This is a genomic window from Parahaliea mediterranea, from assembly GCF_003402235.1.
Lineage (GTDB): Bacteria > Pseudomonadota > Gammaproteobacteria > Pseudomonadales > Halieaceae > Parahaliea > Parahaliea mediterranea.
Map to the genome: position 1 here is coordinate 66,909 of NZ_QEWO01000001.1, position 25,785 is coordinate 92,693.

Below are 25,785 nucleotides of genomic sequence, written 5' to 3' on the forward strand. Positions count from 1 at the left end.
CTAATAGATAGTAGTTTACGAAGTTGTTGGCACAACTTGCTGAAAATTAAAAGGAAAATTCAGGGCCGGCGATGGTGACGGCAAGGCGAGGGCGCAGGGCGGGTTCCACTCTGGCCCTTGGCGCCGCGGGCTGTCCCCAAAGTTATCCACAGGCTGTTCTGTGGATAAGCTGTGGGGACGGCGGGGGTCAGGCCGGCTTTATGCGGGGTCGGCCAGCTTCAGTAACTGCTTGCCCTGGTTGCGTCCGTCGAACAGGCGCAGCAGGGTGGCGGGAATGTTCTCAAAGCCCTCCTGAATGTCTTCGCGCCAGGCGATTTCGCCGGCGCCCACCCACTGCCCCAGGTCGGCGTAGGCCGCCTCGGCCTGGTCGAGAAAGTCGATCACAATAAAGCCCTGCATGCGGATACGGCGGGTGACCAGTTTCATGATGTTGCTGGGCCCGGGGCTGGGGGCGTCGTCGTTGTAGCCGGAGATGGCCCCGCACAGCACAATGCGGCCAAAGTCCGCCATCTGCTCGATGCCGGCTTCCAGCGTGGCGCCGCCCACGTTGTCGAAGAACACATTGATGCCCATGGGGCAGCGGCGGGCCAGCTCGGCCGCTACGTCCTGGTTGCGGTAGTCAATCACCTCCTCGATGCGACACTGCTCGCGCAGCCACTGGCACTTGTCCTCGCCGCCGGCAATGCCAATCACCCGGCAGCCCTTGATGCGGGCAATTTGGGCGACCACCGAACCGGTGGCCCCGGCGGCGCCGGAAACCAGCACGGTTTCGCCAGCCTGGGGCTGGCCCACATGCAGCAGGCCAAAGTAGGCGGTAAGGCTGGTGGCGCCAAACACACCCAGGGCCATGGCCGGCGGGGTGCCGGCGGGCAGGGGGCGCGGCGGCATCAGGGCCGAGGCCGGGTCGCCCACGCTGTATTCCTGCCAGTTCATCATCCCCTGCACCAGGGTGCCGGTGGGCAGGTCCGGGTTGCTGGAGGCAACCACCTGGCCGATGCCGCTGGCGCGCATCGGCTCGCCCACTGGCACCGGCGGCAGGTAGGAGGGTTCGTCTTCCACCCAGCCGCGCATGGCCGGGTCGAAGCTGAGCATCAGTGTCTTCACCAGCACCTGGCCGGCGGCCAGGTCGGGCTCGGGCATGGGGGCGTGCGCCAGTTCAAAATGCTCTGGGCCGATCATGCCCTGGGGGCGTGATTTCAGCAGCCACTGGCGGTTGGTCTCGCTCATCGGTGTTGTCCTTATCGTGGGTGGATGGTGAGTGGGTGAGTGGTGGGTGGTTTGTGGGTGAAAGGTGCGTGCCGGGCCGGCGCTTGAGCCTGCCGGCGAGAGGCGACATTAGAGCACCGGCCGCGCCGTTCTGCCAGGGCCGCAGCCTAGCCGCAGCCCCGCCAGCATGACAGGGGCGCCCCGCTGTGGTGAAATCGGCGGTTTCGCCCCACAACCCGCCGCGCTTTAAGGGCCCGCTTTGCCACCGTGAAAACCCTGCTGATTGTCTATCACAGCCAGAGTGGCGCCAGCGCCGCGCTGGCCCACGCGCTGTGGCAGGGGGCCTGCACCGCGGCGGATGAAGATGCGTGCACCGTTGTTTTGCGCCGGGCCTGGGACAGCGGCAGCGCCGACCTGTCAAACGCCGATGCACTGGTGCTGGTGGGGGCGGAAAACGCCGGCGCCCTGGCCGGCGGCCTTAAGGATTACCTGGACCGGGTGTTCTACCCGGCCATCAATGCAGGCCGGGTATTGCCCTGCGCCCTGGTGTTGTCGGCGGGCAATGACGGGCGCAACGCCCGCCGCCAGGCCCAGCGCATGCTTGCCGGTATTCCTTTCACCGAGGCAACAGAGCCGCTGATCTGCCGCGGCGCGGTTACCGACCGCCATCGGCAGCAGTGTGGCGAGTTGGGCCAGGCCCTGGTGGCGGGGCTTGCCATGGGCATTTTCTGAATCCGGTGTGCGTACCCGGGGACTGTGAATAAAAGGGGAAGCAACAGACATGAGCGAAGGTGACAGCACCAACAACGCGCCCGGAATGACGAGTGCGCCCGAGGGTTTGGCGCCGGTGCCCGAGGGCTTTGAGCAGGTGCCCAGGGGCATGGGCTTTACCGATAACCTGCAGCCCTTCTACCGGCGGGTGTCGGCCGAGGGTGTGACCTTCGGCCTGTACGTCGACAAGCAGCACGCCAATATGATGGGCATTTGCCACGGCGGTGCGCTGATGACGCTGGCGGATATCGCCGCGGCCTCGGGTGTAAACCACGCCCGTGGTGAAATGGGGGGCAACCCGACCATCAACCTGTCGCTGGACTTCATCAGCGCCGGTAAACAGGGCGACTGGCTGGAGGCCCGCAACAGCGAGGTGACGGTGAGGCGGCGCTTTGGCTTTTGCAGTGGCCTGATTGTCAGCGAGCGTGGCATCGTCGCCCGTTACAGCGGCACCTTCTACCTGCCCGATCACGACGGCATGTGGCAGGGTGGAGAGGGTAAAAAACGGATCGGGGCGCTGGGGGCGTCGTCCTAGCCATTGGCGGGTTCGGCAGCAGTGCTGGCCATCCAGCGTTAGCCGGCTGTTTATGGATTAGCCGGCTGCGCCTGCTGTTTATGGTTAGTCGGCTTCGCCGTCGAGAGTCTCAATAAACGCCCGGGCGGCCCGCGACAGGCTGCGCCCGCGGTGATAGATCACCCCCAGAGTGCGCTCAATGCGAATGCCCTTTACCGACAGCGGCAGCAGGGTGTGATCGCACATGCTGCGCGGCAGCACCGTCCAGCCCAGGCCCACCGAGGCCATCATGCGAATGGTTTCCAGGTAGTTGGTGGCCATGGACACCTGCAGGTCGAGGCGGTGCTGGTCGAACAGCCGTTTCACAATCTGGCCGGTGTAGGTGTTCAGGCCGGGCAGCACGGCGGGGTGCTCCGCCAGCGCGGCCAGCGGGCAGGGGGCGAGGTGGGCCAGGGGGTGGTCCCGGGCCACCATGACATCCAGCGGGTCCGGCCACACGGCCTGGGTGATGATGCTGGCATCGGCGTCCGGTGCCAGGGTCACCACGGCCAGTTCCACCTTGCCGTGGGTGATCAGGTCGTAGGCCTGCTCGGAATCCATGAACTCAATGTCGATCTGCACCGCCGGAAAGGCCTTGCTGAAGCGACTCAGCACCGGCGGCAGGCGGTGCAGGCCGATGTGGTGGCTGGTGGCCAGGCGCAGGTCGCCGGCCACCTGGCCGGACAAATCGCGCACCGCCTGGCGCGCCATGTCCAGTTGCTGGATGACCGACTTGGCGTAGGGCATCAGCGCCTCGCCGGCCTCGGTGAGCCCCACGTGGCGGCCAATCCGGTCGAACAGTTGGCAGCTCAGTTGCTGCTCCAGCAGGGCGATGCGCTTGCTCACCGCCGGTTGGGTCAGGTGGAGCTTTTCGGCGGCCTGCGAGAAGGACCGCTCCTGTGCTACCTGGATGAAGGCCTGCAGGTTCTGGGTTTCCATTTTCATTCCTTTCGGGAATCGATTGGATAAAAATAATAAATTTGTTTTATCGCATGCTCAAGCGTAGTATCGCTCCACTTCCATGCTGCCCGGTGCGCCACGGCGCGCCACAGAACCACCATTAATGAAGGGAGAGAGCCCCATGGCCGGACAAACCCTCTACGACAAACTCTGGCAACAGCACGTGGTGGAAAGCCGCGACGACGGCACCGCCCTGATCTACATCGACCGTCACCTGTTGCACGAAGTGACCTCGCCCCAGGCCTTTGAGGGCCTGCGCCTGGCCGGGCGCCAGCCCTGGCGCCTGGACGCCAACCTGGCCGTGCCCGACCACAACGTGCCCACCGACGCCGCCGAGCGCAGCGGCGGGGTTGATGGCATTGTCGACCCGGTGTCGCGCCTGCAGGTGAAAACCCTCGACGACAACTGCGGCGACTTCAATATCGTGGAGATCCCCATCAACGACCGCCGCCAGGGCATTGTGCATGTGGTGGGCCCGGAGCAGGGCGCAACCCTGCCCGGCATGACGGTGGTGTGCGGCGACTCCCACACCTCCACCCACGGCGCCCTGGGCGCACTGGCGCATGGCATTGGCACCTCCGAGGTGGAGCACGTGCTGGCCACCCAGTGCCTGATTACCCGCAAAATGAAAAACATGCTGGTGAAGGTGGATGGCCAGTTGCAGCCGGGCGTGTCCGCCAAGGATGTCGCGCTGGCGGTGATCGGCCGCATCGGTACCGCCGGTGGCACCGGCTATGCCATCGAGTTTGGTGGCGAGGTGGTGCGCAAGCTCACCATGGAAGGCCGCATGACACTGTGCAACATGTCCATTGAGGCCGGCGCCCGCATGGGCATGGTGGCGGTGGACGACACCACCATCGACTACGTGAAAGGTCGCCCCTACGCGCCCACTGGCGAGCAGTGGGAGCAGGCCGTGGCCGCCTGGCGCGAGTTGCATTCCGACGCCGACGCCGAATTCGATACAGTGATTGAGCTGCGTGGCGAAGACATCCAACCCCAGGTCACCTGGGGCACCTCGCCGGAGATGGTGCTGCCGGTGGATGGCAGTGTGCCAGACCCGGAGGCCCAGCCTACCGCCACCGCCAAAGAGGCTGTGCGACGGGCGCTGGAATACATGGGGCTCAGCGCCGGGCAGAAGATCACCGACATCCGTCCGGACCGGGTGTTTATCGGCTCCTGCACCAATTCGCGCATCGAAGACCTGCGCGCCGCGGCAGACGTGGTGCGCGGCCGCAAAATTGCTGCGTCCATCAAGCAGGCACTGGTAGTGCCGGGGTCCGGCGAGGTGAAGGCCCAGGCCGAGGCCGAGGGGCTGGACCGCATCTTCATCGACGCCGGCATGGAGTGGCGCGAGCCGGGCTGTTCCATGTGCCTGGCCATGAACGCCGACAAGCTCGGCGCCGGTGAGCACTGCGCGTCCACCTCCAACCGCAACTTCGAGGGGCGCCAGGGCTTTGGCGGGCGCACCCACCTGGTCAGCCCGGCGATGGCCGCCGCCGCCGCCGTGGCGGGGCACTTTGTCGACGTACGCAGCATCGCGGAGGACGTGTAATGAAAGCCTTTACTGTACACAGCGGCATTGCCGCGCCGATGGATCGGGCCAACGTCGATACCGACCTGATCATCCCCAAGCAGTTTTTGAAGTCCATCAAGCGCTCTGGTTTTGGGCCCAACCTGTTTGACGAGTTGCGCTACCTCGACGAGGGCCAGCCCGGCCAGGATTGCAGCAAACGCCCGCTGAACCCGGAGTTTGCCCTCAACCAGCCACGCTACGCCGGTGCCTCGGTACTGCTGGCGCGGGAGAACTTCGGCTGCGGTTCGAGCCGCGAGCACGCGCCCTGGGCGCTGGAAGACTACGGCTTTCGCTGCATTATTGCGCCGAGCTTTGCCGACATCTTCTTCAACAACTGCTTCAAAAACGGTGTGCTGCCCATCGCGCTGCCGGCGGACACCGTCGACAGCCTGTTCGAGGCCCTGTACGCCAACGAAGGCTACACGCTGGAGATCGACCTGCCGGCGCAGGTGATCCGTACCCCGGATGGCTCCAGCGTTGCCTTTGAGGTGGAGCCTTTTCGCAAACACTGCCTGCTGAATGGCCTGGACGACATCGGCCTGACCCTGGAGAGCGCCGATGCCATCCGCGCCTTCGAGGTGCTCTACCGCGAGCGTGCCCCCTGGCTGTTTGGCAGCATTCGCTGAAGGCCCCTGAACCAACAACGTGACAAAGAGATAACGCAGTGAGCAAGAACATCCTGATTCTCCCCGGCGACCACATTGGCCCGGAAATCATGGCCGAGGCCGTCAACGTGCTGGAGGCGGTGGATCGCCAGTTCGCCCTGGGCCTGAGCCTGGACCACGCCCTGCTGGGCGGCGCCGCGCTGGATGCCACTGGCGTACCCCTGCCCGAGGAGACCCTGGCCAAAGCAAAACAGGCCGACGCCATTTTGCTGGGTGCCGTGGGCGGCCCCGAGTGGGACAAGGTGGACGCCAAACTGCGCCCCGAGAAGGGCCTGCTGGGCCTGCGCTCGGCGCTGGAGTTGTTCGGCAACCTGCGCCCGGCGCTGCTGTATCCGCAACTGGCGGCGGCCTCCAGCCTGAAGCCGGAGCTGGTGGCGGGGCTGGATATTCTCATCGTGCGCGAGCTCACCGGCGGCATTTACTTCGGCGAGCCCCGCGGCATCCGCACCCTGGAAAACGGCGAGCGCCAGGGCTACAACACCTATGTGTACAGCGAGTCGGAAATCCGCCGTATTGGCCACCTGGCCTTTAACCTGGCGCGTCAGCGCGACAAGCGCGTGTGCAGCGTGGACAAGTCCAACGTGCTGGAAGTGACCGTGCTGTGGCGCGAGGTCATGGAAGAGGTAGCCAGGGACTACCCCGACGTTGAGCTGTCCCACATGTACGTGGACAATGCGGCCATGCAACTGGTGCGCGCACCCAAGCAGTTTGACGTGCTGGTCACCGGCAACATGTTCGGCGACATTCTGTCCGACGCCGCCGCCATGCTCACCGGCTCCATCGGCATGCTGCCCTCGGCGTCGCTGGACAAGAACGGCCGCGGCATGTACGAACCCTGCCACGGCTCTGCGCCCGACATTGCAGGGCAGGGCATCGCCAACCCGCTGGCCACCATTTTGTCGGTGGCCATGATGCTGCGCTACACCCTGGAGCAGCCCGAGGCGGCCGCCGCCATTGAAAGCGCGGTCAGCCAGGTGCTGGACGCGGGCCTGCGCACTGCGGATATCTGGGCCGAGGGCGACACCCGGGTATCCACGTCCGAGATGGGCGCGGCGGTACTGCGCGCGCTCGCGTCCTGACATTCATTCACTAGCTAACGGAACAAGACAATGGCAGATTCATACGATGTAGCCGTCGTCGGCGCCACCGGTGCCGTCGGCGAAACCATGATCGAAATCCTCGAGCAGCGGAACTTCCCGGTGCGCAACCTCTACCCGCTGGCGTCCAGCCGCTCGGCGGGTAAAACCATCAAGTTCAAGGGCAAGTCCGTCACCGTGACAGACCTTGCCGAGTTTGACTTCAGCAAGGCCCAGATCGGCCTGTTTTCCGCCGGCGGCAGCATCTCCGAGGAGTTTGCGCCCAAGGCCGCGGCGGCTGGCTGCGTGGTGATCGACAACACCTCCCACTTCCGCCGCGACGAAGACATTCCGCTGGTGGTGCCCGAGGTCAACCCCGAGGCCCTGGCCCAGTACACCAACCGCAATATCATCGCCAACCCCAACTGCTCCACCATCCAGATGCTGGTGGCGCTGAAGCCGATTTACGACGCGGTGGGTATCGAGCGCATCAACGTGTGCACCTACCAGGCCGTCTCCGGCACCGGCAAGGAAGCGATTGAGGAGCTGGCGGGCCAGACTGCGCGCCTGCTCAACGGCCAGGATGCCGAGTGCGAGGTGTACCCCAAGCAGATCGCCTTCAACGCGCTGCCCCACATCGACACCTTCCAGGACAACGGCTACACCCGGGAGGAAATGAAAATGGTGTGGGAGACCCAGAAAATCTTCGGCGACGACAGCATTCAGGTAAACCCCACCTGCGTGCGCATCCCGGTGTTCTTCGGTCACTCCGAAGCCGTACACATTGAAACCCGCGACAAAATTTCCGTGGAAAAAGTGCGCGAGCTGCTCGCCGGCGCCGATGGGGTCACCCTGATGGACGAGCGCGCCGATGGCGGCTATCCCACCGCGGTCACCGAGGCGGCGGGCAAAGACCCGGTATTTGTCGGTCGTATCCGCGAAGACATCTCGCATCCGCGCGGCCTGAACCTGTGGATTGTGGCCGACAACGTGCGCAAAGGGGCCGCGCTCAATAGTGTGCAAATTGCCGAGAGCATGATCCGCACCTATCTTGATTAATAGAGACCTAGTCGACATACTTGGGCGAAATCGGGACCCCGGCAGGCGTCGGGAAACCTCTTAACGGGGTCCTTCTAAACCCGCTGCAGTGCCCCTCGGGGCTATTGGGGACCGGAAGAGCGCTCTTCCGGCTGTGGCGGTTCGCGTCGCGGCAGCGGCTGGACTGGGGGGATGCCGGCTTGGCGAAGCAGGTGCAGAATAATAAAGGCAGGGGTATGGCTAGGAAGCGTAAGTTAGCGGCGGTGTTGTTCTCCCTGGGCTGCTTGCAGGCCGGGTCTGTCTGGGCCCTGGGCCTCGGCGATATCACACTCGAATCCTTCCTCAACGAACCCTTGAAAGCCCGGGTGGATCTACTCAATACCGGCAGCCTGCACGAAGACCAGATTCGCGTGCGCCTGGCCACCACCGAAGATTTTGACCGCATGGGCGTGGATCGCGCCTACTTCCTCACCGGCATCAAGTTTGAAGTCCAGGTGGACGATAACGGCCGGGGCAGTATTGTCATCAGCTCCGACGACCCGGTGCTGGAACCCTATCTCGACTTCATCATTGAAACCCGCTGGCCCTCGGGCCGCCTGCTGCGCGAATACACCGTGCTGGTGGACCCACCGGCCTTTGACAGCGCCGCCCGTTCGGTATCGGCGAGCGAGCGGGTGGAAGAGGTCGAGGGCATTCCGCCGACCTCGAAAAAAAAGACTGAAACGGCAACCAGCGGCACCCGGGTGGGTGTCGGCCAGAAATCCACCCTCGGCCCGGGGCAGATGCCCCAGCGCAATTACAGCGCCGATACCGCCCATAGCCCCGCGCCAGGGGCGCGCTACATGGTCCGGCGCGACGAAAACCTGTGGTCGATTGCCAAGGCGGCGCGCCCGGAGGGCACCTCCGTGCACCAGACCATGCTCGATATCCAGCGCCTGAACCCCGACGCCTTTATCGACGGCAACATCAATCGCATCAAGGCCGGCTACATCATTTACCTGCCGGCTTCCGGTGACATCAGCTCCGCCGACCTGGAGCAGGCCCTCGCCGAGGTCAAGCAGCAGAACGAAGACTGGCGGGCCGGGCGCGCCTCCGACCCCTATGCAGCGGCCGGGCCCTCACTGCGCATTTCAGCCAATGATGCCGCAGACGGGGAGGGCGCTGATGCCGCTGCCTCGCCGTCGCGCAATACCGCGCCGGGCAGCGCTGGCAGTAACGAGAACACTGCGGCCCTGGAGAGCCTGGAGCGCTCCGAGCTGGAAAACGCCGAGTTGCAGGGGCGCCTGGATGCGCTGAATGACCAGGTGGAAACGCTGGAAAGTATCGTCTCGGTCAAGGATGAACAGATTGCCGCCCTGCAGCAGGCCCTGCGGGATGCGAATATCGATGCGGGCGCCGGCGGCCTGGCTGAAGACGGCAGCGGCAACAGTAACGACGGTGACAGCGCGCTGGCCTTGGGCGGTAACGCTCGGACAGAAGACGGCAGCGCTCAGATAGAAAGTCCCCAGCCTGGTTCGGCCCAGGTCGCTGGCGATGAGGCCGGCGAAGACGGTGGCGACAACGCCATCGCAGCGGCTGATGCGAGCGGCACCGCGCAACCGGCCCCCGCGGCCAAGCCGTCCACGCCCGCCGCCAAAACACCCGCCAGCGCAGGCGGGAGTAACTGGTACGACAACCTGCTCTACCCGGGCATTGCCCTGCTATTGCTGCTGCTCGGCCTGCTGCTGTGGCGGCGGCGCTCAGCGCGTGATGACGCCGAGGATGAGCAGGACGTGTTCGCCGGCGTGGAGTTGAAAAACCAGGACCTTGACGTCGACGACGACCCAGCGCCAGCACCGCCGCCCACCGAGGTTGCCTCCCCCGAGCCGGAGCCCCGGCTCAACCCGAACGAAGAGCGCGGCTACGGGCAGCGCAAGCACGACCAGTACGCCTCTGATGTGGATTCCGGCGATGCCCTGGCCGAGGCCGACATTTACATCGCCTACGGGCGCTATCCCCAGGCCATCGAATTGCTGGGCAACGCTATCAACGCCGAGCCGCGCAATCCCGTGTTCCGGCTCAAACTGCTGGAGCTTTACGCCCGCACCGACCGGGAGGCCGAAGCCCTCAGCGAGCTTGAGGCCCTGCGGGATATCGGCGATGCCGCCGCCATCGCCCGGGCGGAAGAGGTGCTGGCAGCTACCGACTTTGATCGTGCGCCGGCCGATACGGTGGCGCCGGGCTTCAGCGCCGCACCGATCGTCAGCGCCGCACCGACCGTGGGCAACCCCAGCGGCGCGCTGGCATCGCCGATCAGTGATGATGCGCCCGCCAGTTTCGACAGCGCGCCGGATTTCGAGGATGACCTGACAGCGGCGGACGACAGCTTCAGTGACCTGGAAATTGAAGACGATTTTGCCGACCTGGAAGACGAACTGGACCTCAGCGGCGACTTTGAAGGGCACGGCGCCGCGGCGGCGGAACCTAATGATGAGGACGATGACGACGACCTGGTCTTTGCCTCAGAAGGTAATCCAGTGGCCACCAAACTCGACCTGGCCCGCGCCTATATCGACATGGGTGACGAACCGGGTGCCCGCCAGATTCTGGAAGAAGTGCTCATGGAAGGCAGTGAAGAGCAGCGCCAGGAAGCACAGGGGCTGATAGACCGGCTTGACTGACTTTCTGTCCCCCGACCCCTTGCCGCCCGGCGCCCGGGTGGCCTGTCGGGTCGAGTACGATGGCAGCCGCTACAGCGGCTGGCAATCCCAGCCCCATCTCGATGTCAGCACAGTCCAGCAAACGCTGGAGGCCGCCCTATCGCAGGTGGCCAGCGCGCCGCTGCGGGTGCACTGCGCGGGCCGCACCGATACCGGCGTGCATGGCCACAGCCAGGTGGTGCACTTCGACTGCCCGGTGTCCCGCAGCCCCAAGGCGTGGGTGCTGGGCGGCAACGCCAACCTGCCTTTTGATGTGCGCCTGCACTGGGCCGTGCCGGTCAGCGAGGATTTTCACGCGCGTTTTTCCGCCACCGCCCGGCGCTACCGCTACATCATTGCCAACACGCCAGTGCGGCCCGCCCATCTCGGCGGCCAGGTCACCTGGCAGCGACGCCCGCTGGATGCCGCGCTGATGCACCGCGAGGCCCAGTGCCTGCTGGGCGAGCAGGACTTCAGCGCCTTTCGCGCCGCGGCCTGCCAGTCCACCAGCCCGTTTCGCAATGTGCAGGCGGTGAATGTGGAGCGTCGCGGGCCGTTGGTAGTGATCGATATTCGCGCCAATGCTTTTTTGCACCACATGGTGCGCAACATTGCCGGCAGCCTGATGGCGGTGGGCAGCGGCCGCAGCCCCGCGGGGTGGCTGGCCCAGTTGCTGGCCGGGCGCGACCGCACCCGCGCCGCCGATACCGCGGCCCCCGATGGCCTCTACCTGGTGGAGGTGAGTTACCCGGCCCACTTCGGCCTGCCGGCAACGCCCCCAGGGCCGCTGTTGCTGGGCGGCAGCTAGCAGGCAATCGCTCACTGGCCGCAGCGCGGCTTTACAGACAGTCCGGTGCCCGGTCTGCTATGATTCGCCCCCCTGATTTATTGGTGTTTCCTTCGTGTCCCGGACCCGAATCAAGATTTGCGGCATTACCGCTGCCGATGATGCGCGGCAGGTTTGTGCCGCCGGGGCCGATGCCCTGGGGCTGGTGTTTTACGCGCCGAGCCCGCGGGCAGTGGACATCGCCGCGGCCCGGGACATCGCCGCCGCGGCAGCGCCCTTTGTGCAGCTGGTGGGGCTGTTCGTCAACGAGCAGCCCGAGCGCATCCGCGAGGTGCTGGCACAGGTGCCGCTGCATACCCTGCAGTTTCACGGTGACGAAAGCCCGGCCTTCTGCCGGCAGTTCCAGCGGCCCTGGCTGAAGGCGCTGCGGGTAAAGGCGGGCATGACGCCGGCCGATGCCAGCCGGCCCTACCAGGGCGCCAGCGCGATACTGCTGGACAGCTGGCAGGACGGCGTACCCGGCGGCACCGGCAAGGCCTTCGACTGGCAGCAGGCGGTGGGGGAGTTTCCCATGCCGGTTGTACTGGCGGGTGGGCTGAACGCCGGTAACGTGGGGCAGGGCATGGCGCTGCTGCACCCGGCAGCGGTGGATGTCAGCGGCGGTGTGGAAAGCGCCCCGGGGCGTAAAGACCCGGGCAAAGTGGAAGCGTTTATTGCGGCGGTACGCGCCGCGGACAAGTTGCAGGACTAGCAAACCATGACAAGCGAACTCAACGACAACCTGTTTGACAGCGTGCCGGACGCCGAGGGCCGATTCGGCGTATACGGTGGCAAATTTGTGGCTGAAACCCTCATGTCCGCGCTGGCAGAGCTGGAGCGGCTGTATCGCCGGCTGTCCGTCGATGCGGAATTTCAGGCGGAACTGGATGCGGACCTCGCCCACTACGTGGGGCGCCCTTCGCCCTTGTATCACGCCCAGCGCTGGACGGCCAAGGTGGGCGGTGCCCAGCTCTACCTCAAGCGCGAAGACCTCAACCACACCGGCGCCCACAAGGTGAACAACACCATCGGCCAGGCCCTGCTGGCCAAGCACATGGGCAAGCAGCGGGTGATTGCCGAAACGGGCGCTGGCCAGCACGGCGTGGCCACCGCCACCATTGCCGCGCGCCTGGGGCTGAAATGCCAGGTGTACATGGGCGAGGAAGACGTGCGCCGCCAGGCCCTGAATGTGTATCGCATGAAGTTGCTGGGGGCCGAGGTGATTCCGGTGACCTCCGGTTCCAAGACCCTCAAGGACGCCATGAACGAAGCCATGCGCGACTGGGTCACCAACGTGGATGACACCTTCTACATTATTGGCACCGTGGCCGGCCCCCATCCCTATCCGGAGCTGGTGCGCGACTTCCAGTGCGTGATTGGCCGCGAGGCCCGCGCCCAGTCGCTGGCGCAGACCGGCCGCCTGCCGGATGCTCTGGTGGCCTGTGTCGGTGGTGGCTCCAACGCTATTGGCCTGTTCCACCCCTTCCTGAAGGACGATAGCGTGGCCATGTACGGTGTGGAGGCGGGCGGCCACGGTCTGGCCACCGGCGAGCACGCCGCGCCGCTCACCGCCGGCACGCCGGGCGTGCTGCACGGCAACCGCACCTACCTGATGCAGGACGAGGACGGGCAGATACTGCACACCCATTCGGTGTCCGCCGGCCTCGACTACCCCGGGGTAGGCCCCGAACACGCCTGGTTGAAGGACATTGGCCGCGTGAATTATGTGGTGGCCGACGATGACGAGGCGCTGGAAGCCTTCCATACCCTGACCCGGGTTGAGGGCATCATGCCGGCCCTGGAAAGCAGCCATGCCCTGGCCTACGCCGCCAAGCTGGCCGCCCAGATGCGCCCTGACCAGCAGATTGTGGTCAACCTCTCCGGCCGGGGAGACAAGGATATTCACACCGTCGCCGCCATTGACGGCATTGCGTTTTAAGGGGATTGCCGTGAGTCGAATTGCGCAACGTTTTGAGCAGCTGGCAGAGCAGGGACGCAAGGCCCTGATTCCCTACGTGGTGGCCGGCGACCCGGGTGTTGCGGTCACCGTACCCCTGATGCACGCGCTGGTGGAAGCCGGGGCCGACGTGATCGAGCTGGGCGTACCGTTCTCCGACCCCATGTCCGAAGGCCCCACCATTCAACTGGCCCACGAGCGGGCGCTGGCCAACAAGGTACGCCTGCGCGACGCCCTGAACATGGTGCGCGAGTTCCGCACCCGCGATGGCGACACGCCAGTGCTGCTGATGGGCTACGCCAACCCGGTGGAGCGCATGGGCTATGCCGCCTTTGCCGATGCGGCATCGGCCGCCGGCGTTGATGCTCTGCTGACGGTGGACATCCCGCCGGAGGAAGTGGCCGCGGTGAATGCCGAACTGCGCCGGGTGGGCATGGACAACATCTTCCTGATTGCCCCCACCACGCCGGTGGAGCGCATGGGGCTGATCACCGCCCAGGCCAGTGGTTTCATCTACTACGTGGCGCTGAAGGGCGTGACCGGTGCCGGCCACCTGGACACGGCCGATGTGGCGGCCCAGCTGGCCCGCATCCGCGAAACCACCGGCCTGCCGCTGGCGGTGGGCTTTGGTATCAAGGACGCCGCCTCGGCCCGCGCCGTGGCCGACGTGGCCGAGGGCGTTGTGGTGGGCAGCGCCCTGGTGCAGCGCCTGGCGGAATCGGCGCAAAATGGGCACAGCGATGCGCAAACCATTGCCCACGCAGTGGAATTACTGGCGCAAATCCGCCGCGGAATTGATGGCGTGCCTTCCTAGTTGCGGGGGGCGACGTTTATAATGCCCGCAACAAAGCGGGAGATGCCATGAGCTGGATAGACAAGATTCTGCCCACCGGGGTGCGCAAGGAGGAGGGCAATCGCCGCTCCAATGTGCCCGAGGGCCTGTGGACAAAATGTGTCAAATGTGAGGCGGTACTGTATCGCCCGGATCTCGAGCGCAACGACGATGTGTGCCCCAAGTGCGACCATCACATGCGCATCGGCGCCCGGCGGCGCCTGGATATTTTCCTCGATCAGCAGGGCCGGCAGGAAATCCTTACCGACGTCGAGCCGGTGGATCGCCTCAAGTTCAAGGACAAAAAGCGCTACCGCGACCGCCTGAGCGCGGCGCAAAAGTCCACCGGCGAGAAAGACGCCCTGATCGCCATGCGCGGTACCCTGCAGGGTATGCCGCTGGTGGTGGTAGCCTTCGAATTCGCCTTCCACGGCGGCTCCATGGGCTACGCGGTGGGCGAGAAGTTCACCCGCGCCGCGCAACTGGCGCTGGAAGAGGGCATTCCCCTGGTGTGCTTCTCCGCCTCCGGCGGCGCGCGCATGCAGGAGGCGCTGATCTCCCTGATGCAGATGGCCAAGACCTCGGCCGTGATTGAGCGCATGAAGCAGGCGGGCGTGCCCTATATCTCGGTGATGACCGACCCGATCTACGGCGGCGTGTCTGCCTCACTGGCGCTGCTGGGCGACATCAACGTTGCCGAGCCGGATGCCCGCGCCGGTTTTGCCGGCCCCAATATCATCGAGCAGACCATTCGCCAGAAGCTGCCCAAGGGCTTCCAGCGCAGTGAGTTCCTGCTCGACCACGGTGCCATCGACATGATCGTGCACCGCAACGACATGCGCGACACCCTGGGCCGCCTGCTGGCCAAGTTCACCGCCATGGAGTTGGTGCAGGACGCGCCGCCCGCGGACGAGGAAGAAACGGTGGCAATGCGCGCCGACGACGAGGTGGAGTCCGTTCAGGACGATGACTGACACCAGCCTGGCCGCCTGGCTGGAGCGCCTCGAAGCCCTGCACCCGCGGGAGATTGACCTCGGCCTGGACCGCGTTGGCGAAGTTGCCCGCAGGCTGGCGCTGCTGCCGGCGAGTGTGCCGGTGGTGACCATCGCCGGCACCAACGGCAAGGGCTCCACCGCGGCGGCGCTCGAGGCCCTGCTGCTGGCCGCCGGGTATCAGCCCGGCGTCTACACCTCTCCCCACCTGCTGCGCTTTAACGAGCGTATCCGCCTCGCCGGTAGCGACGTTGGCGATGCCGACATCGTCGCTGCCTTTGCCGACATCGACCGCGCCCGGGGCGAAATTTCACTCAGCTACTTTGAATTTGCCACCCTGGCCGCGCTGTGGGTATTCCGCCAGCGCGGCGCCGACGTGCTGGTGCTGGAGGTCGGCCTGGGCGGGCGGCTGGATGCGGTCAACATTGTGGATGCGACGGTGGCGGTTATTACCAGCATCGGGCTTGATCACCAGGACTGGCTGGGAGATGACATCGACGGCATCGCCCGGGAGAAGGCCGGCATCCTGCGCCCCGGTATTGACGCGGTGATTGCCGAAGCCCAGCCGCCCGCCGGCCTGCTGGAGGCGGTGGCGGCCAGTGGCGCCAGGGCCCGCTACCTCGGGCGGGACTTTCATTGCCAGCACAGCCAGGGCGCGGATGACCGGGCGGATGCCGATTGCTGGCAGCCGCAACTGGTGTCGGCCGCAGGCACAGCCACGGTGTTGCCGCCCATCGCCGCAGGCGCACTGCTGCCCTCCAACCTCTGCGCCGCCCTGCAGGCCGCGCTGTTGCTGGGGGTGGATGTGCAGGCCCTGCCGGTGCCGTCCATCCTGGCGGCCCTTCAGCCGCCGGGGCGCCGCCAGCGCCGGCAACTCGGCGGTATCGACTACCTGCTGGATGTGGCGCACAATCCGCAATCGGTTGAGAAGCTGGTTGAGTATATTGATGCAAGCCCCTGTAATGGAAAGACAATTGCCTTGTTCTCAGCCATGAAAGACAAGGACCTGACAGCCATGCTGGCGCAGACCAGCGGGCGCTTTGCCGCCTGGTTCCTGGCCGACCAGCCGGACAATCCCCGGGCCGAAAAGGCCGCGCGCCTGGGCGACTTGCTGCGTGAGCAGGGGGAGTTCATGATCAGCGTCAGCAAGAACCTGCGCCAGGCCCTGCGCCGGGCGCAGAGCGTCATGACCGAGGGAGACCGCCTGGTGGTCTTCGGGTCATTTGTTACGGTGGCGGCGGTCATGCCGTTGCTCGACAGGGATGAGAACAGGGGCAAGGCGTGAATAACGTGCTCAAGCAGCGCCTGGTGGGAGCGCTGATCCTGGTGGCGCTGGGCGTGGTGTTCTGGCCGATCATTTTCGTGGAGCCCGATACCGGCGCTCGCGCGCCGGTGGTACGCATGCCGCCACCGCCAGCGATTGATACCACGCCCCTGCCGTCTCCGGACAAGGTGGGGCTGCGCACCTCGCCGCCGCTGGACAGCCCCGAGGACATCGAGCAAGACAGCGCCCCCGGCGATCGTCTGGGCGATGCCAATCAGCCCGTGCCGGAAGCCAATCAGCCGTCATCGGAAGGCCAGGGCGAGGGCGAGAACCAAGGCGAGTTAGGGCCCCCCGCTGAGCCCGCCGCCCCGGTGGCTGAGCCGGCAGAGGCGACCAAGCGCGAAGCGAGCGCTGAAGCGACGGCCGAGCCTGACGTGGCCGCACGCGCGCGGGAAGAGCGCCCGGTGCAGCCGCAAACCGACGCGCAGGGTATTCCCATCGCCTGGACCCTGCAGGTGGTCAGCGTCAGCAACAAGGAGCGCGCGGAGCAGACCCGCCAGCGCCTGGATGCCATGGGCCACAAGGCCTATATCAAGGTGGCCGAGGTGGAGGGACGCAAGCTCTACCGGGTGTACGTGGGGCCCAAGTTCGAGCGCGCCCGCCTCGATGGTATTCAGGCGGATATCGATCGCCAGTTCGGCGTGAAGTCCATGGTGCGGCGCTACTATCCATGACTCCCCTGCGAGCCATGACGTCCACGCGAGCCGTGACGCCCGCGCGAGCCGTGTACGCGCGCCGGGCGGGAATTTTCGCGGTGTTTTGCCCGCAATCGCTCTGTTAGAATGCGCCCGCAATTGAACAGGTGGAATTCTTGGACTGGACGCAACTGACCTGGGTCGACTGGGCCATTATCGCCATCGTGGGGCTCTCCACGCTGGTCAGCCTGTGGCGGGGCTTTACCCGCGAGGCGCTGTCGCTGCTGGGCTGGGTTGCCGCCTTTATCGTTGCCAATCTCTTCGCCAGTGAGCTGGCAACCAGTCTCACCGGCTACATCAGTAACATCACGGCGCGCTACGTGGCCGCCTGGCTGATCCTGTTCATCGCCGTGTTGATGGTGTTTGGCCTAATCAGCATGTTCATGTCGCAGCTGGTTCGGGCCACGGGCCTTGGCGCCACCGACCGCCTGCTGGGTACCATCTTCGGCTTCACCCGCGGTGTGGTCATTGTCATGGTGCTGGTGTTCCTGGTGCGCGAGCTGCTGCCGCCCCGGGATCAGGTCTGGCTGCACCAGGCCCGGCTCATGCCCCAGGTGGACGCGCTGATGAGCTGGGCGCGGGGCACCCTGTCACGATTTGATACCGATGACCTGTCGGCCCTGGCGCCTGGCCAGTCGGTGTAAGTTACAAGCCGCGGCGTGAGCCGCAACTGAGGAAAAAAGCATGTGTGGTCTGGTTGGACTTGTCGGTCACGGCAATGTGGCTCCTGATATTTACGATGCGCTGACGGTGCTGCAGCACCGCGGCCAGGACGCCGCCGGAATTATGACCTGCAGCGCCGGGCGCTTTCACCAGCGCAAGCGCGAAGGCCTGGTGCGCGATGTGTTCCAGCAGCACCACATGCAACGCCTGCAGGGCCAGATCGGCATTGGCCATGTGCGCTATCCCACCGCGGGCAGCTCCGGCACCGCGCTGGCCCAGCCGTTTTATGTGAACTCTCCCTACGGTATCGCCCTGGCCCACAACGGCAACCTGACCAACGCGGAACAACTGGCTCGCGAACTGTTCCAGGATGACCTGCGCCATCTCAATACCGATTCCGACTCGGAAGTTTTGCTCAATATCTTTGCCCACGAAATGCAGACCCTGGGCAAGCTGAGCCCCAGCCCCGACGATATTTTCAAGGCCGTGGAGGCGGTGCACAGGCGCTGTCGCGGCGGCTATGCCGCGGTCGCCATGCTGGTGGACTATGGGGTTGTGGGCTTTCGCGATCCCTACGGCATTCGCCCTTTGGTGGTGGGCAAGCGGGAGACGCCAGAAGGCGAAGAGTTCATGGTGGCTTCCGAGAGCGTCGCCCTGGACGTGCTGGGCTATCAGCTGATTGGGGATGTGGCCCCGGGCGAGGCGATTTTCATCGACAGCGCTGGCCGTTTGCATCGCCGCCAGTGTGCCGAGCAGCACCGCCTGCGCCCGTGTATCTTCGAGCATGTCTACTTTGCTCGCCCGGACTCCCTGATGGATGGCATTTCGGTGTACAAGACACGGATGCGCCAGGGCGAGACGCTGGCCAGGAAGATTTTGCGCGAGCGGCCCGGGCACGATATCGATGTGGTGATTCCCATCCCCGACACCAGTCGTATTGCGGCCCAGTCCATGGCCCACGAACTGGGTATCAAGTTCCGCGAAGGTTTCATGAAAAACCGCTACATTGGCCGTACCTTCATCATGCCGGGCCAGAGCCAGCGCAAGAAATCCGTGCGCCAGAAGCTCAACCCGGTGCCGCTGGAATTTGAAGGCAAGAATGTGATGCTGGTGGACGACTCCATCGTGCGCGGCACGACCTGCCGGCAAATCATCCAGATGGCCCGTGATGCCGGGGCGAAGAATGTCTACTTTGCCTCTGCCGCGCCGCCGGTGCGCTACCCCAACGTTTACGGTATCGACATGCCCTCGGCCACCGAGCTGATTGCCCACGGGCGCAGCGTGGAAGAAGTGGGGGAGCTGATCGGCGCCGACTGGCTGGTGTTCCAGGACCTGGAAGACCTGGTGGAGTGCTCCCGCGAGGGCAACGAGGATGTCGACGGCTTCGACTGCTCGGTGTTCAACGGCGAATACATTACCGGCGATGTCGACCAGGCCTACCTCGACCGCATCGAGGCCCTGCGCAACGACGAGGCGCAGAGCAAGGAGCGCGCCCGACAACAGGAAGAAGGCGCTGTGGTGGGCCTGCACAACGACGCGAGTTAAGGGCATGACAGACAGAGACAGCAGCGACGTACTGGCGGGCGCGCGAATTGAAACACTGGCGGTGCGCGCCGGCATCAGCCGTTCCCCCGAGGGCGAACACAGCGAGCCGATCTACACCACCTCCAGCTACATCTTTAACAGCGCCGCCGAGGCCGCCGCGCGCTTTGCCGGCGAGCAGCCGGGCAACGTCTATTCCCGCTACACCAACCCGACGGTGCGCGGTTTCGAGGAGCGCATGGCCGCCCTGGAAGGGGGCGAGGCCGCGGTGGCTGCGGCCTCTGGCATGGCCGCCATCCTCGCCACGGCCATGGCCCTGCTGAGCGCGGGCGATCATGTGATCTGCTCCCGCGATGTGTTTGGCACCACCACCAACCTGTTCGGCAAGTACCTGACCCGTTTTGGCGTCCAGGTGGATTTTGTACCGCTGCTAGATGCCGATGCCTGGCGCGCCGCAGTCAAGCCCAACACCGCCATGCTGTTTTTGGAGACGCCCTCCAACCCGCTCAATGAAGTGGCGGATATCGCCGCCTTTGCCGCGCTGGCCAAAGACGCCGGCGCGCTGCTGGTGGTGGACAATACCTTCTGCACACCGGCGCTGCAGCGCCCGCTGGATTTTGGCGCGGATATTGTCCTGCACTCCGGCACCAAGTTCCTGGATGGGCAGGGCCGCTGCATGGGCGGCGTGGTGGTGGGCAGCCGGGAGCACATGGCGGAAGTCATGACCTTCCTGCGCACCTGCGGGCCCAGTCTCAGCCCCTTCAATGCCTGGGTGCTGTTCAAGGGGCTGGAAACCCTCGGCCTGCGCATGGAGGCCCACTGCCGTTCCACGCTGGCGCTGGCGCGCTGGCTGCAGGCACAGCCCGAGGTGCAGCGGGTGTTCTACGCCGGGCTTGAAGATCATCCGGGCCACACCCTGGCCGCGCGTCAGCAGAGCGCCTTTGGCGGCGTGCTGGCCTTTGAGGTGGGCAGGGGCCGCGAGGGCGCCTGGCGCTGCATCGACGGCACCCGCATTCTGTCGCTGACCGCCAATCTGGGGGATGCCAAGTCCACCATTGTGCACCCGGCGACCACCACCCACGGCCGCCTGACCCCCGAGCAGCGGGCAGAGGCGGGCATCAGCGACGGGCTGATCCGCGTGGCGGTGGGCCTTGAACACGTAGACGATTTGAAAGCCGACCTCCGGCGGGGCCTGGATGCCCTGGCCTGAGGCGCACTGACCGCGGGGGGCGGGCATGCAGATACAGGGGCTGGTTGACGGCGCGGTGGCCGAAGTGGGCCGCGTGCTGCTGGGCAAAGAGTCGCAGATACGGCTGGCCCTGTGTTGCCTGTTCGCCCGGGGCCACCTGCTGATCGAGGATTTGCCCGGCATGGGTAAAACCACCCTGTCCCACGCCCTGGCGGATGTGCTGGGGTTGTCCTACAAGCGGGTGCAGTTTACCTCGGACCTGCTGCCGGCGGATATCCTCGGGGTGTCCATCTACAATCGCAACGACGCCAGCTTCACCTTCCATCCCGGCCCCATTTTTACCCAGCTGTTGCTGGCGGATGAAATCAACCGCACCACGCCGCGTACCCAGAGCGCCCTGCTGGAAGCCATGGCCGAAGGGCAGGTGACGGTGGAAGGAGAGACACGGGCGCTGCCCGAGCCCTTCTTTGTGATTGCCACCCAGAACCCGATTCACCAGAGTGGTACCTATCCGCTGCCGGAATCCCAGCTGGATCGCTTCCTGATGCGCCTGGAACTGGGCTACCCCCACCCCAAGGCCGAGCGCGAGATGTTCCAGCGCCAGGCCCTGGCGGGCGGCGACAGCCAGCGCCTTGAACAGCGCATCAGCACGGCGCAGCTGACGCAGATTCGCGAAGCGGTGGCGGGCGTACACACCGCCGACAGCCTGCTGGACTACCTGCAGCGGCTGGTGGCCTACACCCGCGAGGCGCCGGAGTTCGCCGTGGGGCTGTCGCCGCGCGGGGCACTGGCCCTGCTGGATTGCGCCCGCACCTGGGCGGTTATGCACAATCGCGGCCACGTGGTGCCAGAAGACCTGCAACTGGTGCTGCCGGCGGTGGTGGCCCATCGCCTGGTGCCCAGTGGCGACTTTTCCGGAGACGGCATGGCCCTGGTTATGCAAATGCTGCGCAAGGTGGATGTCATACGCCCCTGAGGCAGCGCAGGCGGGCACAGCGCCCGGCAGCTGGCGAGAGCGCCTGCGGCGGCGCTTTGGCGCCTGGATAAAGCGCCGTATCCCCCCCGCCCGCAGCGTCACCTTGGACCAGCGGCGCATTTTTATCATGCCCTCGCGGGTGGGGGTTTTCTTCCTGCTGTGCCTGGCGGTGATGCTGCTCACCGCCATCAACTACGAAAACAACATGAGCTATGGCCTGACCTTTCTGCTGGCCACCCTGTTCATTGTTGCCATCCTCCACACCTACGCCAATCTCGCCGGTCTCGGGGTGCACGCGGTGCTGGCCCGGGCCGCCTTTGCAGGCCAGCAGACCGAGTTCGACCTGCGCCTGGAGCGGGGCGGCCGCCGCCCGCGCTTTGATCTGCGCCTGGCCTGGCCCGAGAGCAACGAGCAGCGCATCAACCTGATCGACGCCGACAGCGAAGTGCTGCGTTTTTACTGCCCGGTGGGGCGGCGCGGCTGGTATCACCCCGGGCGCCTGCTGATAGAAACCACCTATCCGCTCGGCCTGCTGCGTTGCTGGACCTGGGTGGACCTCGACCTGCAGGCGGTGGTGTATCCCCAGCCGCTGGCGTCTGCGGAGCTGCCGGGGCAGGCGGCAGAGGCGGGCAGCGGCGGCGCGCTGCCGGTGCCGGGGGCCGAGGATTTCGACGGCTTTCGCGACTATCGCGGCGGCGACTCCCTGCGCCATGTGCACTGGAAGGGCCTGGCCCGTGGCCAGGGCCTGCAAAGCAAGCTCTATGCCGCCCACGCCCAGAGCGACCGCTGGCTGTCGTGGGAGGCCTTTGCCGGTCTGGGCACCGAGCAGCGTCTGTCGCACCTGTGTTACTGGGCCCTGGACTTCGAGCGCCGGCGCGAGGCCTTCGGGCTGCGCCTGCCCGGGGTGGAGATTGCCCCCGGCAGCGGGGATGGCCACCGCGACCAGGTACTGACGGCCCTGGCCCTGCACGGCGTGGAGCGCAGCGCGTGAAGGCCAACGAGCAGATTCCGCGCAACGCCCTGGTGTGGATACTGCTGGGGATGGCGGCCCTGCTGGCGCCGCATATCACGCGCCTGCCCCTGTGGGTGGTGGCGGTGTATGGTGTTTGTGCCCTGTGGCGGCTGCAGATCTACCGCGGAGTGTGGCCGTTCCCCAAACGGCTGGTGAAGCTGGGGCTGATTGTGCTGGCCGGCACCGGTATTTGGCTAAGCTACGGCAGCCTGCTGGGTCTGGAGCCCACGGTGGCCCTGCTGCTCACCGCCTACGCCATGAAACTGCTGGAACTGGCCCGGCGCCAGGACGCCTACGTACTGCTGTTTCTGGGTTACTTCATCTGCATCACCGAGTTTCTGTTCACCCAGGATTTGCTGATTGTTCTCTACAGCCTGCTGACCGTCTGGCTGGTGACGGCGGCGCTGGTGGCCCTGCACCAGGGGGCTCGGGCCCATATTCGCCTGGCTCCCCTGCGCCAGTCCGGGGTGATGCTGGCCCAGGCTTTTCCGCTGATGCTGGTGCTGTTCTTCCTGTTCCCGCGCATTGGACCCCTGTGGACGGTGCCGGTAAAAACCCACGCCGCCCGCACCGGCGTATCCGACAACATGAGCCCCGGGTCCATTTCCAACCTCAGCAAGTCCGACGCGGTGGCCTTTCGGGTGAGCTTTGAGGGAGACATTCCCCCCAAGGCTGAGCTGTACTGGCGCGGCCTGGTAATGAGCCGTTTGCAGGCGGGGGTGTGGTCCAGCTTCAACTACTACGAGGTGCCGGCCGCTGAGCGCCGCGCCGCGCCGGTGGCCACCGAAGGCGAGCCGCTGCGCTACAGCGTGCTGATGATGCCCACCCAGCAGAACTGGCTATACAGCCTGCGCTATGCCGAGTCCGCCCAGGCCGGGGTGATGCAGGCGCCGGACTACCGCCTGTTCCGCCCGGTGGAAGTGGAGGAGCAGTACCGTTACACGGTGCGCTCCTGGCCGGATGCGCCGCTGGCACCGAGCCTGAGTGACTGGCGGCGGCTGGCGGAGCTGCGCCTGCCGGCCGACGACAACCCGCGCACCCGCGCCCTGGCGCAGCAACTGCGCGAAGGCGCGGGCAGCGATGCCGCGTTTGTGGAGGCGGTGCTCGAGCGCTTTCGGCAGCAGCCCTACATCTACACCCTGCAGCCGCCGCTGCTGGGTGAGCACCCCACCGACCAGTTCCTGTTCGACACACGCCGCGGCTTTTGCGAGCACTACGCCGCGGCCTTCGTCACTCTGATGCGCGCCGGTGGCGTGCCGGCCCGGGTGGTGGCGGGTTACCAGGGCGGCGAGGTCAACCCGGTCAACCGCACCGTCATCGTGCACCAGTTCGACGCCCACGCCTGGGCCGAGGTGTGGCTGGACGGGGAGGGCTGGCGCCGGGTGGACCCCACTGCCGCGGTCTCTCCCTCGCGCATCGAACAGGGCCTGGAGCAGGCGCTGGCCGGGGAGGGTAGCTTTCTGGCAGATTCGCCCCTGTCGCCTTTGCGCTACCGCGGCATCGACTGGATCAACAGCCTGCGCCTGCGCTACGACGCGCTCACCTACCGCTGGCAGTCCTGGGTGGTGGGTTTCAACAGCGAGAACCAGCTGCAGATTCTGCAGCGCTACCTGGGCGAACTCACGGCGCAGAAGTTTGTGCTGATCCTGCTGGGTAGCGGCCTGCTGGTGCTGGGGCCGCTGGGCATCTGGCTGATGCGAGCGCGCCGGGGCCCGGCGATGGATGCGGTAACCCGCGAGTACCTGGCCTTCTGTGCGCGCCTGGCGCGGCTCGGCCTGCAGCGCGGCCCGGGCGAGGCGCCGGGGGATTTTGCCCGCCGCGCGGCGGCCGCCCAGCCGGCCAATGCCGAGGTGGTTGCCACGGTCACCCGGCTCTTTGAGCAGGCCCAGTACGCCCCCGCCGGGACAATGCAGCGGGAGGCGGCACAGCGCATTCGCCAGTCGCGCCGGCGCTTGCGCCCGCGCTGAATGACTGGGCTGAATGACCGAGCTTTTATGCGCTGGTGCTGTTGTTGACTGCGGACTTTATTGACTGCCGCCCTTATTAACTGCTGCTGGGCGCCTCCAGCGCCTCCAGCGCCTCCAATGCAACGACAGCCCGCAGGCGGCTGCTGCCAAAGCGGCTCATGGCGGCAAAACTGCCCCGGGCGATGGGCAGGTGCTGGCAGTCCAGGGGGTTGCGCGGGGCCTCGCGCAGGGCGCGGGGGCTGGTGTCTCCCAGGTCCGGGTCGTGTACGTACAGGCAGGCGTCGTCAAAGCCGCTCAGGGTCACCCAGTGGGGGGCCTTCATGCTGTCCATGCGGTAGGTGGAGATCAGGATCAGCATGTTGGCGCCGGCACTGAAGCGGCGGGTCAGTTCGTCCTGGTCAATGTCGCTGTGGTGCACCGCAATGCCAGCCTCGCGGCACTCGCGCTCAAAGCCCTCGTGGGCGATGCGCATCACGCGCTTCTTGTTTTCATCGCGCACTCCCTCAAGGAACAGGGGGCCTTCGATATTCACCCAGACCTCGGCGCGAAAGCCCCGGCGGTGGGCGGCCAGGGCCAGTCCCATCGGGTGACAGCCGCCGTGGCCGGAGGTCATAAACACGGTGGTGGCCTCGCGCCACAGGGCAATCTCCTCCTCGGGGCTTGGCAGGTAGTTGGCGCCCGGCAGGCCGGCCATGGCCATCATCAGCGACGCCGGGCCGCAGGTGAAGGCGGTAGTTTGTGGCAGCCAGGGCAACTGGCGGTTATCCCCCGCGGGTTGGTAGGGGCGAATGCGCTTTTCCATGCGCAGGGCGCTGGCGTGGTCTTCGTAGTAGTCCTCGTACAGGCCAAAGCGGGTGTAGCCAAGCTTTTCGTACAGGGCGATGGCGCCGTGGTTGTTCTCGGCCACTTCCAGGCGCATGTCGATGGCGCCGGCGTCCCGGGCGGCCTGTTCCACCGAGGCCAGCAGGGCCTGGGCAATGCCGCGGCCGCGGGCGGCGCCATCCACCGCCAGCGAATAAAGGCGGGCCAGGCGGGTGCCCCGGCGCAGGGTCACCAGGGCGTAGCCCAACAGCGTGCTATGCTCTTTATGGCTGGCGTTGTCTGCCTCACCGGGCTCGTCGCCGTCCACCGCCACGCGGAACACGCAGTCGCGGTGGCGCAACCAGCGGCGGAAGCTGCGGCGGCTGATGCGGTCGCTGCGGAAGCTGGCTTCTTCCAGGGCCAGCAGGGCGGGGAGATCGCTATCGAGCGGGGAACGTATGTGCATGTCAGTGGTCGTTACACAGAGAA

The 25,785-nt window shown here is 65.9% G+C and carries 23 protein-coding genes; 20 read left to right on the top strand and 3 right to left on the bottom strand.

Annotated elements, in window-relative coordinates:
* Window positions 1-198: 198 nt before the first annotated feature.
* On the bottom strand, window positions 199-1,227 hold the full coding sequence (locus DDZ17_RS00245; protein WP_116363961.1) for an NADP-dependent oxidoreductase: 1,029 nt from the start codon (window positions 1,225-1,227) through the stop codon (window positions 199-201).
* Window positions 1,228-1,473: 246 nt separating this feature from the next.
* Here DDZ17_RS00245 and DDZ17_RS00250 point away from each other — a divergent pair, with 246 nt between their 5' ends.
* Both DDZ17_RS00250 and DDZ17_RS00255 read left to right on the top strand, forming a co-directional pair.
* Window positions 1,474-1,938 carry a flavodoxin family protein gene (locus DDZ17_RS00250; RefSeq protein WP_116363962.1) on the top strand — a complete coding sequence of 155 codons (465 nt, stop codon included), beginning with the start codon at window positions 1,474-1,476 and terminating at the stop codon, window positions 1,936-1,938.
* Window positions 1,939-1,987: 49 nt separating this feature from the next.
* A complete protein-coding gene (locus DDZ17_RS00255; RefSeq protein ID WP_241505740.1) occupies window positions 1,988-2,512 on the top strand; it encodes a PaaI family thioesterase in 525 nt (174 codons plus the stop codon).
* Between the two features lie 84 nt (window positions 2,513-2,596).
* Here DDZ17_RS00255 and DDZ17_RS00260 read toward each other — a convergent pair whose 3' ends face one another.
* On the bottom strand, window positions 2,597-3,469 hold the full coding sequence (locus tag DDZ17_RS00260; RefSeq protein ID WP_116363963.1) for a LysR family transcriptional regulator: 873 nt from the start codon (window positions 3,467-3,469) through the stop codon (window positions 2,597-2,599).
* Window positions 3,470-3,611: 142 nt separating this feature from the next.
* Here DDZ17_RS00260 and leuC point away from each other — a divergent pair, with 142 nt between their 5' ends.
* The 18 genes from leuC to DDZ17_RS00350 all read left to right on the top strand — a co-directional run bounded on the left by leuC (window position 3,612) and on the right by DDZ17_RS00350 (window position 24,495).
* Complete coding sequence (gene leuC / locus DDZ17_RS00265; protein WP_116363964.1) at window positions 3,612-5,042, top strand: 3-isopropylmalate dehydratase large subunit; 1,431 nt, start codon at window positions 3,612-3,614, stop codon at window positions 5,040-5,042.
* Entirely contained in the window at window positions 5,042-5,689 is a 648-nt protein-coding gene (leuD, locus tag DDZ17_RS00270) for a 3-isopropylmalate dehydratase small subunit (protein ID WP_116363965.1), read from the top strand. Before leuC ends, leuD begins: the two co-directional genes overlap by 1 nt.
* A gap of 38 nt (window positions 5,690-5,727) precedes the next feature.
* On the top strand, window positions 5,728-6,807 hold the full coding sequence (gene leuB / locus DDZ17_RS00275; RefSeq protein WP_116363966.1) for a 3-isopropylmalate dehydrogenase: 1,080 nt from the start codon (window positions 5,728-5,730) through the stop codon (window positions 6,805-6,807).
* Between the two features lie 30 nt (window positions 6,808-6,837).
* Window positions 6,838-7,863, top strand: coding sequence for an aspartate-semialdehyde dehydrogenase (locus DDZ17_RS00280; RefSeq protein WP_116363967.1), 1,026 nt, complete (start codon window positions 6,838-6,840; stop codon window positions 7,861-7,863).
* 215 nt (window positions 7,864-8,078) lie between these two features.
* Window positions 8,079-10,502, top strand: coding sequence for a motility hub landmark protein FimV (locus DDZ17_RS00285; RefSeq protein ID WP_116363968.1), 2,424 nt, complete (start codon window positions 8,079-8,081; stop codon window positions 10,500-10,502).
* A complete protein-coding gene (truA, locus tag DDZ17_RS00290) occupies window positions 10,495-11,328 on the top strand; it encodes a tRNA pseudouridine(38-40) synthase TruA (RefSeq protein WP_241505741.1) in 834 nt (277 codons plus the stop codon). Before DDZ17_RS00285 ends, truA begins: the two co-directional genes overlap by 8 nt.
* Window positions 11,329-11,422: 94 nt before the next feature.
* On the top strand, window positions 11,423-12,058 hold the full coding sequence (locus tag DDZ17_RS00295) for a phosphoribosylanthranilate isomerase (RefSeq protein ID WP_116363969.1): 636 nt from the start codon (window positions 11,423-11,425) through the stop codon (window positions 12,056-12,058).
* Between the two features lie 6 nt (window positions 12,059-12,064).
* On the top strand, window positions 12,065-13,285 hold the full coding sequence (gene trpB, locus DDZ17_RS00300; RefSeq protein WP_116363970.1) for a tryptophan synthase subunit beta: 1,221 nt from the start codon (window positions 12,065-12,067) through the stop codon (window positions 13,283-13,285).
* Between the two features lie 10 nt (window positions 13,286-13,295).
* Window positions 13,296-14,117: a tryptophan synthase subunit alpha gene (gene trpA, locus DDZ17_RS00305; RefSeq protein ID WP_116363971.1), complete on the top strand. Its 822-nt coding sequence runs from the start codon at window positions 13,296-13,298 to the stop codon at window positions 14,115-14,117.
* Between the two features lie 47 nt (window positions 14,118-14,164).
* Complete coding sequence (accD, locus tag DDZ17_RS00310; RefSeq protein WP_116363972.1) at window positions 14,165-15,109, top strand: acetyl-CoA carboxylase, carboxyltransferase subunit beta; 945 nt, start codon at window positions 14,165-14,167, stop codon at window positions 15,107-15,109.
* On the top strand, window positions 15,102-16,412 hold the full coding sequence (locus DDZ17_RS00315) for a bifunctional folylpolyglutamate synthase/dihydrofolate synthase (RefSeq protein WP_116363973.1): 1,311 nt from the start codon (window positions 15,102-15,104) through the stop codon (window positions 16,410-16,412). Before accD ends, DDZ17_RS00315 begins: the two co-directional genes overlap by 8 nt.
* Window positions 16,409-17,125 carry an SPOR domain-containing protein gene (locus DDZ17_RS00320; RefSeq protein ID WP_116363974.1) on the top strand — a complete coding sequence of 239 codons (717 nt, stop codon included), beginning with the start codon at window positions 16,409-16,411 and terminating at the stop codon, window positions 17,123-17,125. The genes DDZ17_RS00315 and DDZ17_RS00320 overlap by 4 nt, the downstream gene beginning before the upstream one ends.
* 137 nt (window positions 17,126-17,262) lie before the next feature.
* On the top strand, window positions 17,263-17,790 hold the full coding sequence (locus tag DDZ17_RS00325) for a CvpA family protein (protein WP_241505742.1): 528 nt from the start codon (window positions 17,263-17,265) through the stop codon (window positions 17,788-17,790).
* A 40-nt stretch (window positions 17,791-17,830) separates the two neighbouring features.
* Window positions 17,831-19,354, top strand: coding sequence for an amidophosphoribosyltransferase (gene purF / locus DDZ17_RS00330; protein WP_116363976.1), 1,524 nt, complete (start codon window positions 17,831-17,833; stop codon window positions 19,352-19,354).
* 4 nt (window positions 19,355-19,358) lie between these two features.
* Window positions 19,359-20,561: an O-succinylhomoserine sulfhydrylase gene (locus DDZ17_RS00335; protein WP_116363977.1), complete on the top strand. Its 1,203-nt coding sequence runs from the start codon at window positions 19,359-19,361 to the stop codon at window positions 20,559-20,561.
* A gap of 25 nt (window positions 20,562-20,586) precedes the next feature.
* Window positions 20,587-21,516 carry an AAA family ATPase gene (locus DDZ17_RS00340; RefSeq protein ID WP_116363978.1) on the top strand — a complete coding sequence of 310 codons (930 nt, stop codon included), beginning with the start codon at window positions 20,587-20,589 and terminating at the stop codon, window positions 21,514-21,516.
* Window positions 21,500-22,507, top strand: a complete 1,008-nt coding sequence (locus DDZ17_RS00345) for a DUF58 domain-containing protein (protein WP_116363979.1) — start codon at window positions 21,500-21,502, stop codon at window positions 22,505-22,507. The genes DDZ17_RS00340 and DDZ17_RS00345 overlap by 17 nt, the downstream gene beginning before the upstream one ends.
* Window positions 22,504-24,495, top strand: coding sequence for a transglutaminase TgpA family protein (locus DDZ17_RS00350; protein ID WP_116363980.1), 1,992 nt, complete (start codon window positions 22,504-22,506; stop codon window positions 24,493-24,495). The genes DDZ17_RS00345 and DDZ17_RS00350 overlap by 4 nt, the downstream gene beginning before the upstream one ends.
* 76 nt (window positions 24,496-24,571) lie before the next feature.
* On the opposite strand, the gene DDZ17_RS00355 is transcribed toward DDZ17_RS00350, so the two are convergent.
* On the bottom strand, window positions 24,572-25,762 hold the full coding sequence (locus DDZ17_RS00355) for a GNAT family N-acetyltransferase/peptidase C39 family protein (RefSeq protein ID WP_116363981.1): 1,191 nt from the start codon (window positions 25,760-25,762) through the stop codon (window positions 24,572-24,574).
* Between the last annotated feature and the right edge of the window lie 23 nt (window positions 25,763-25,785).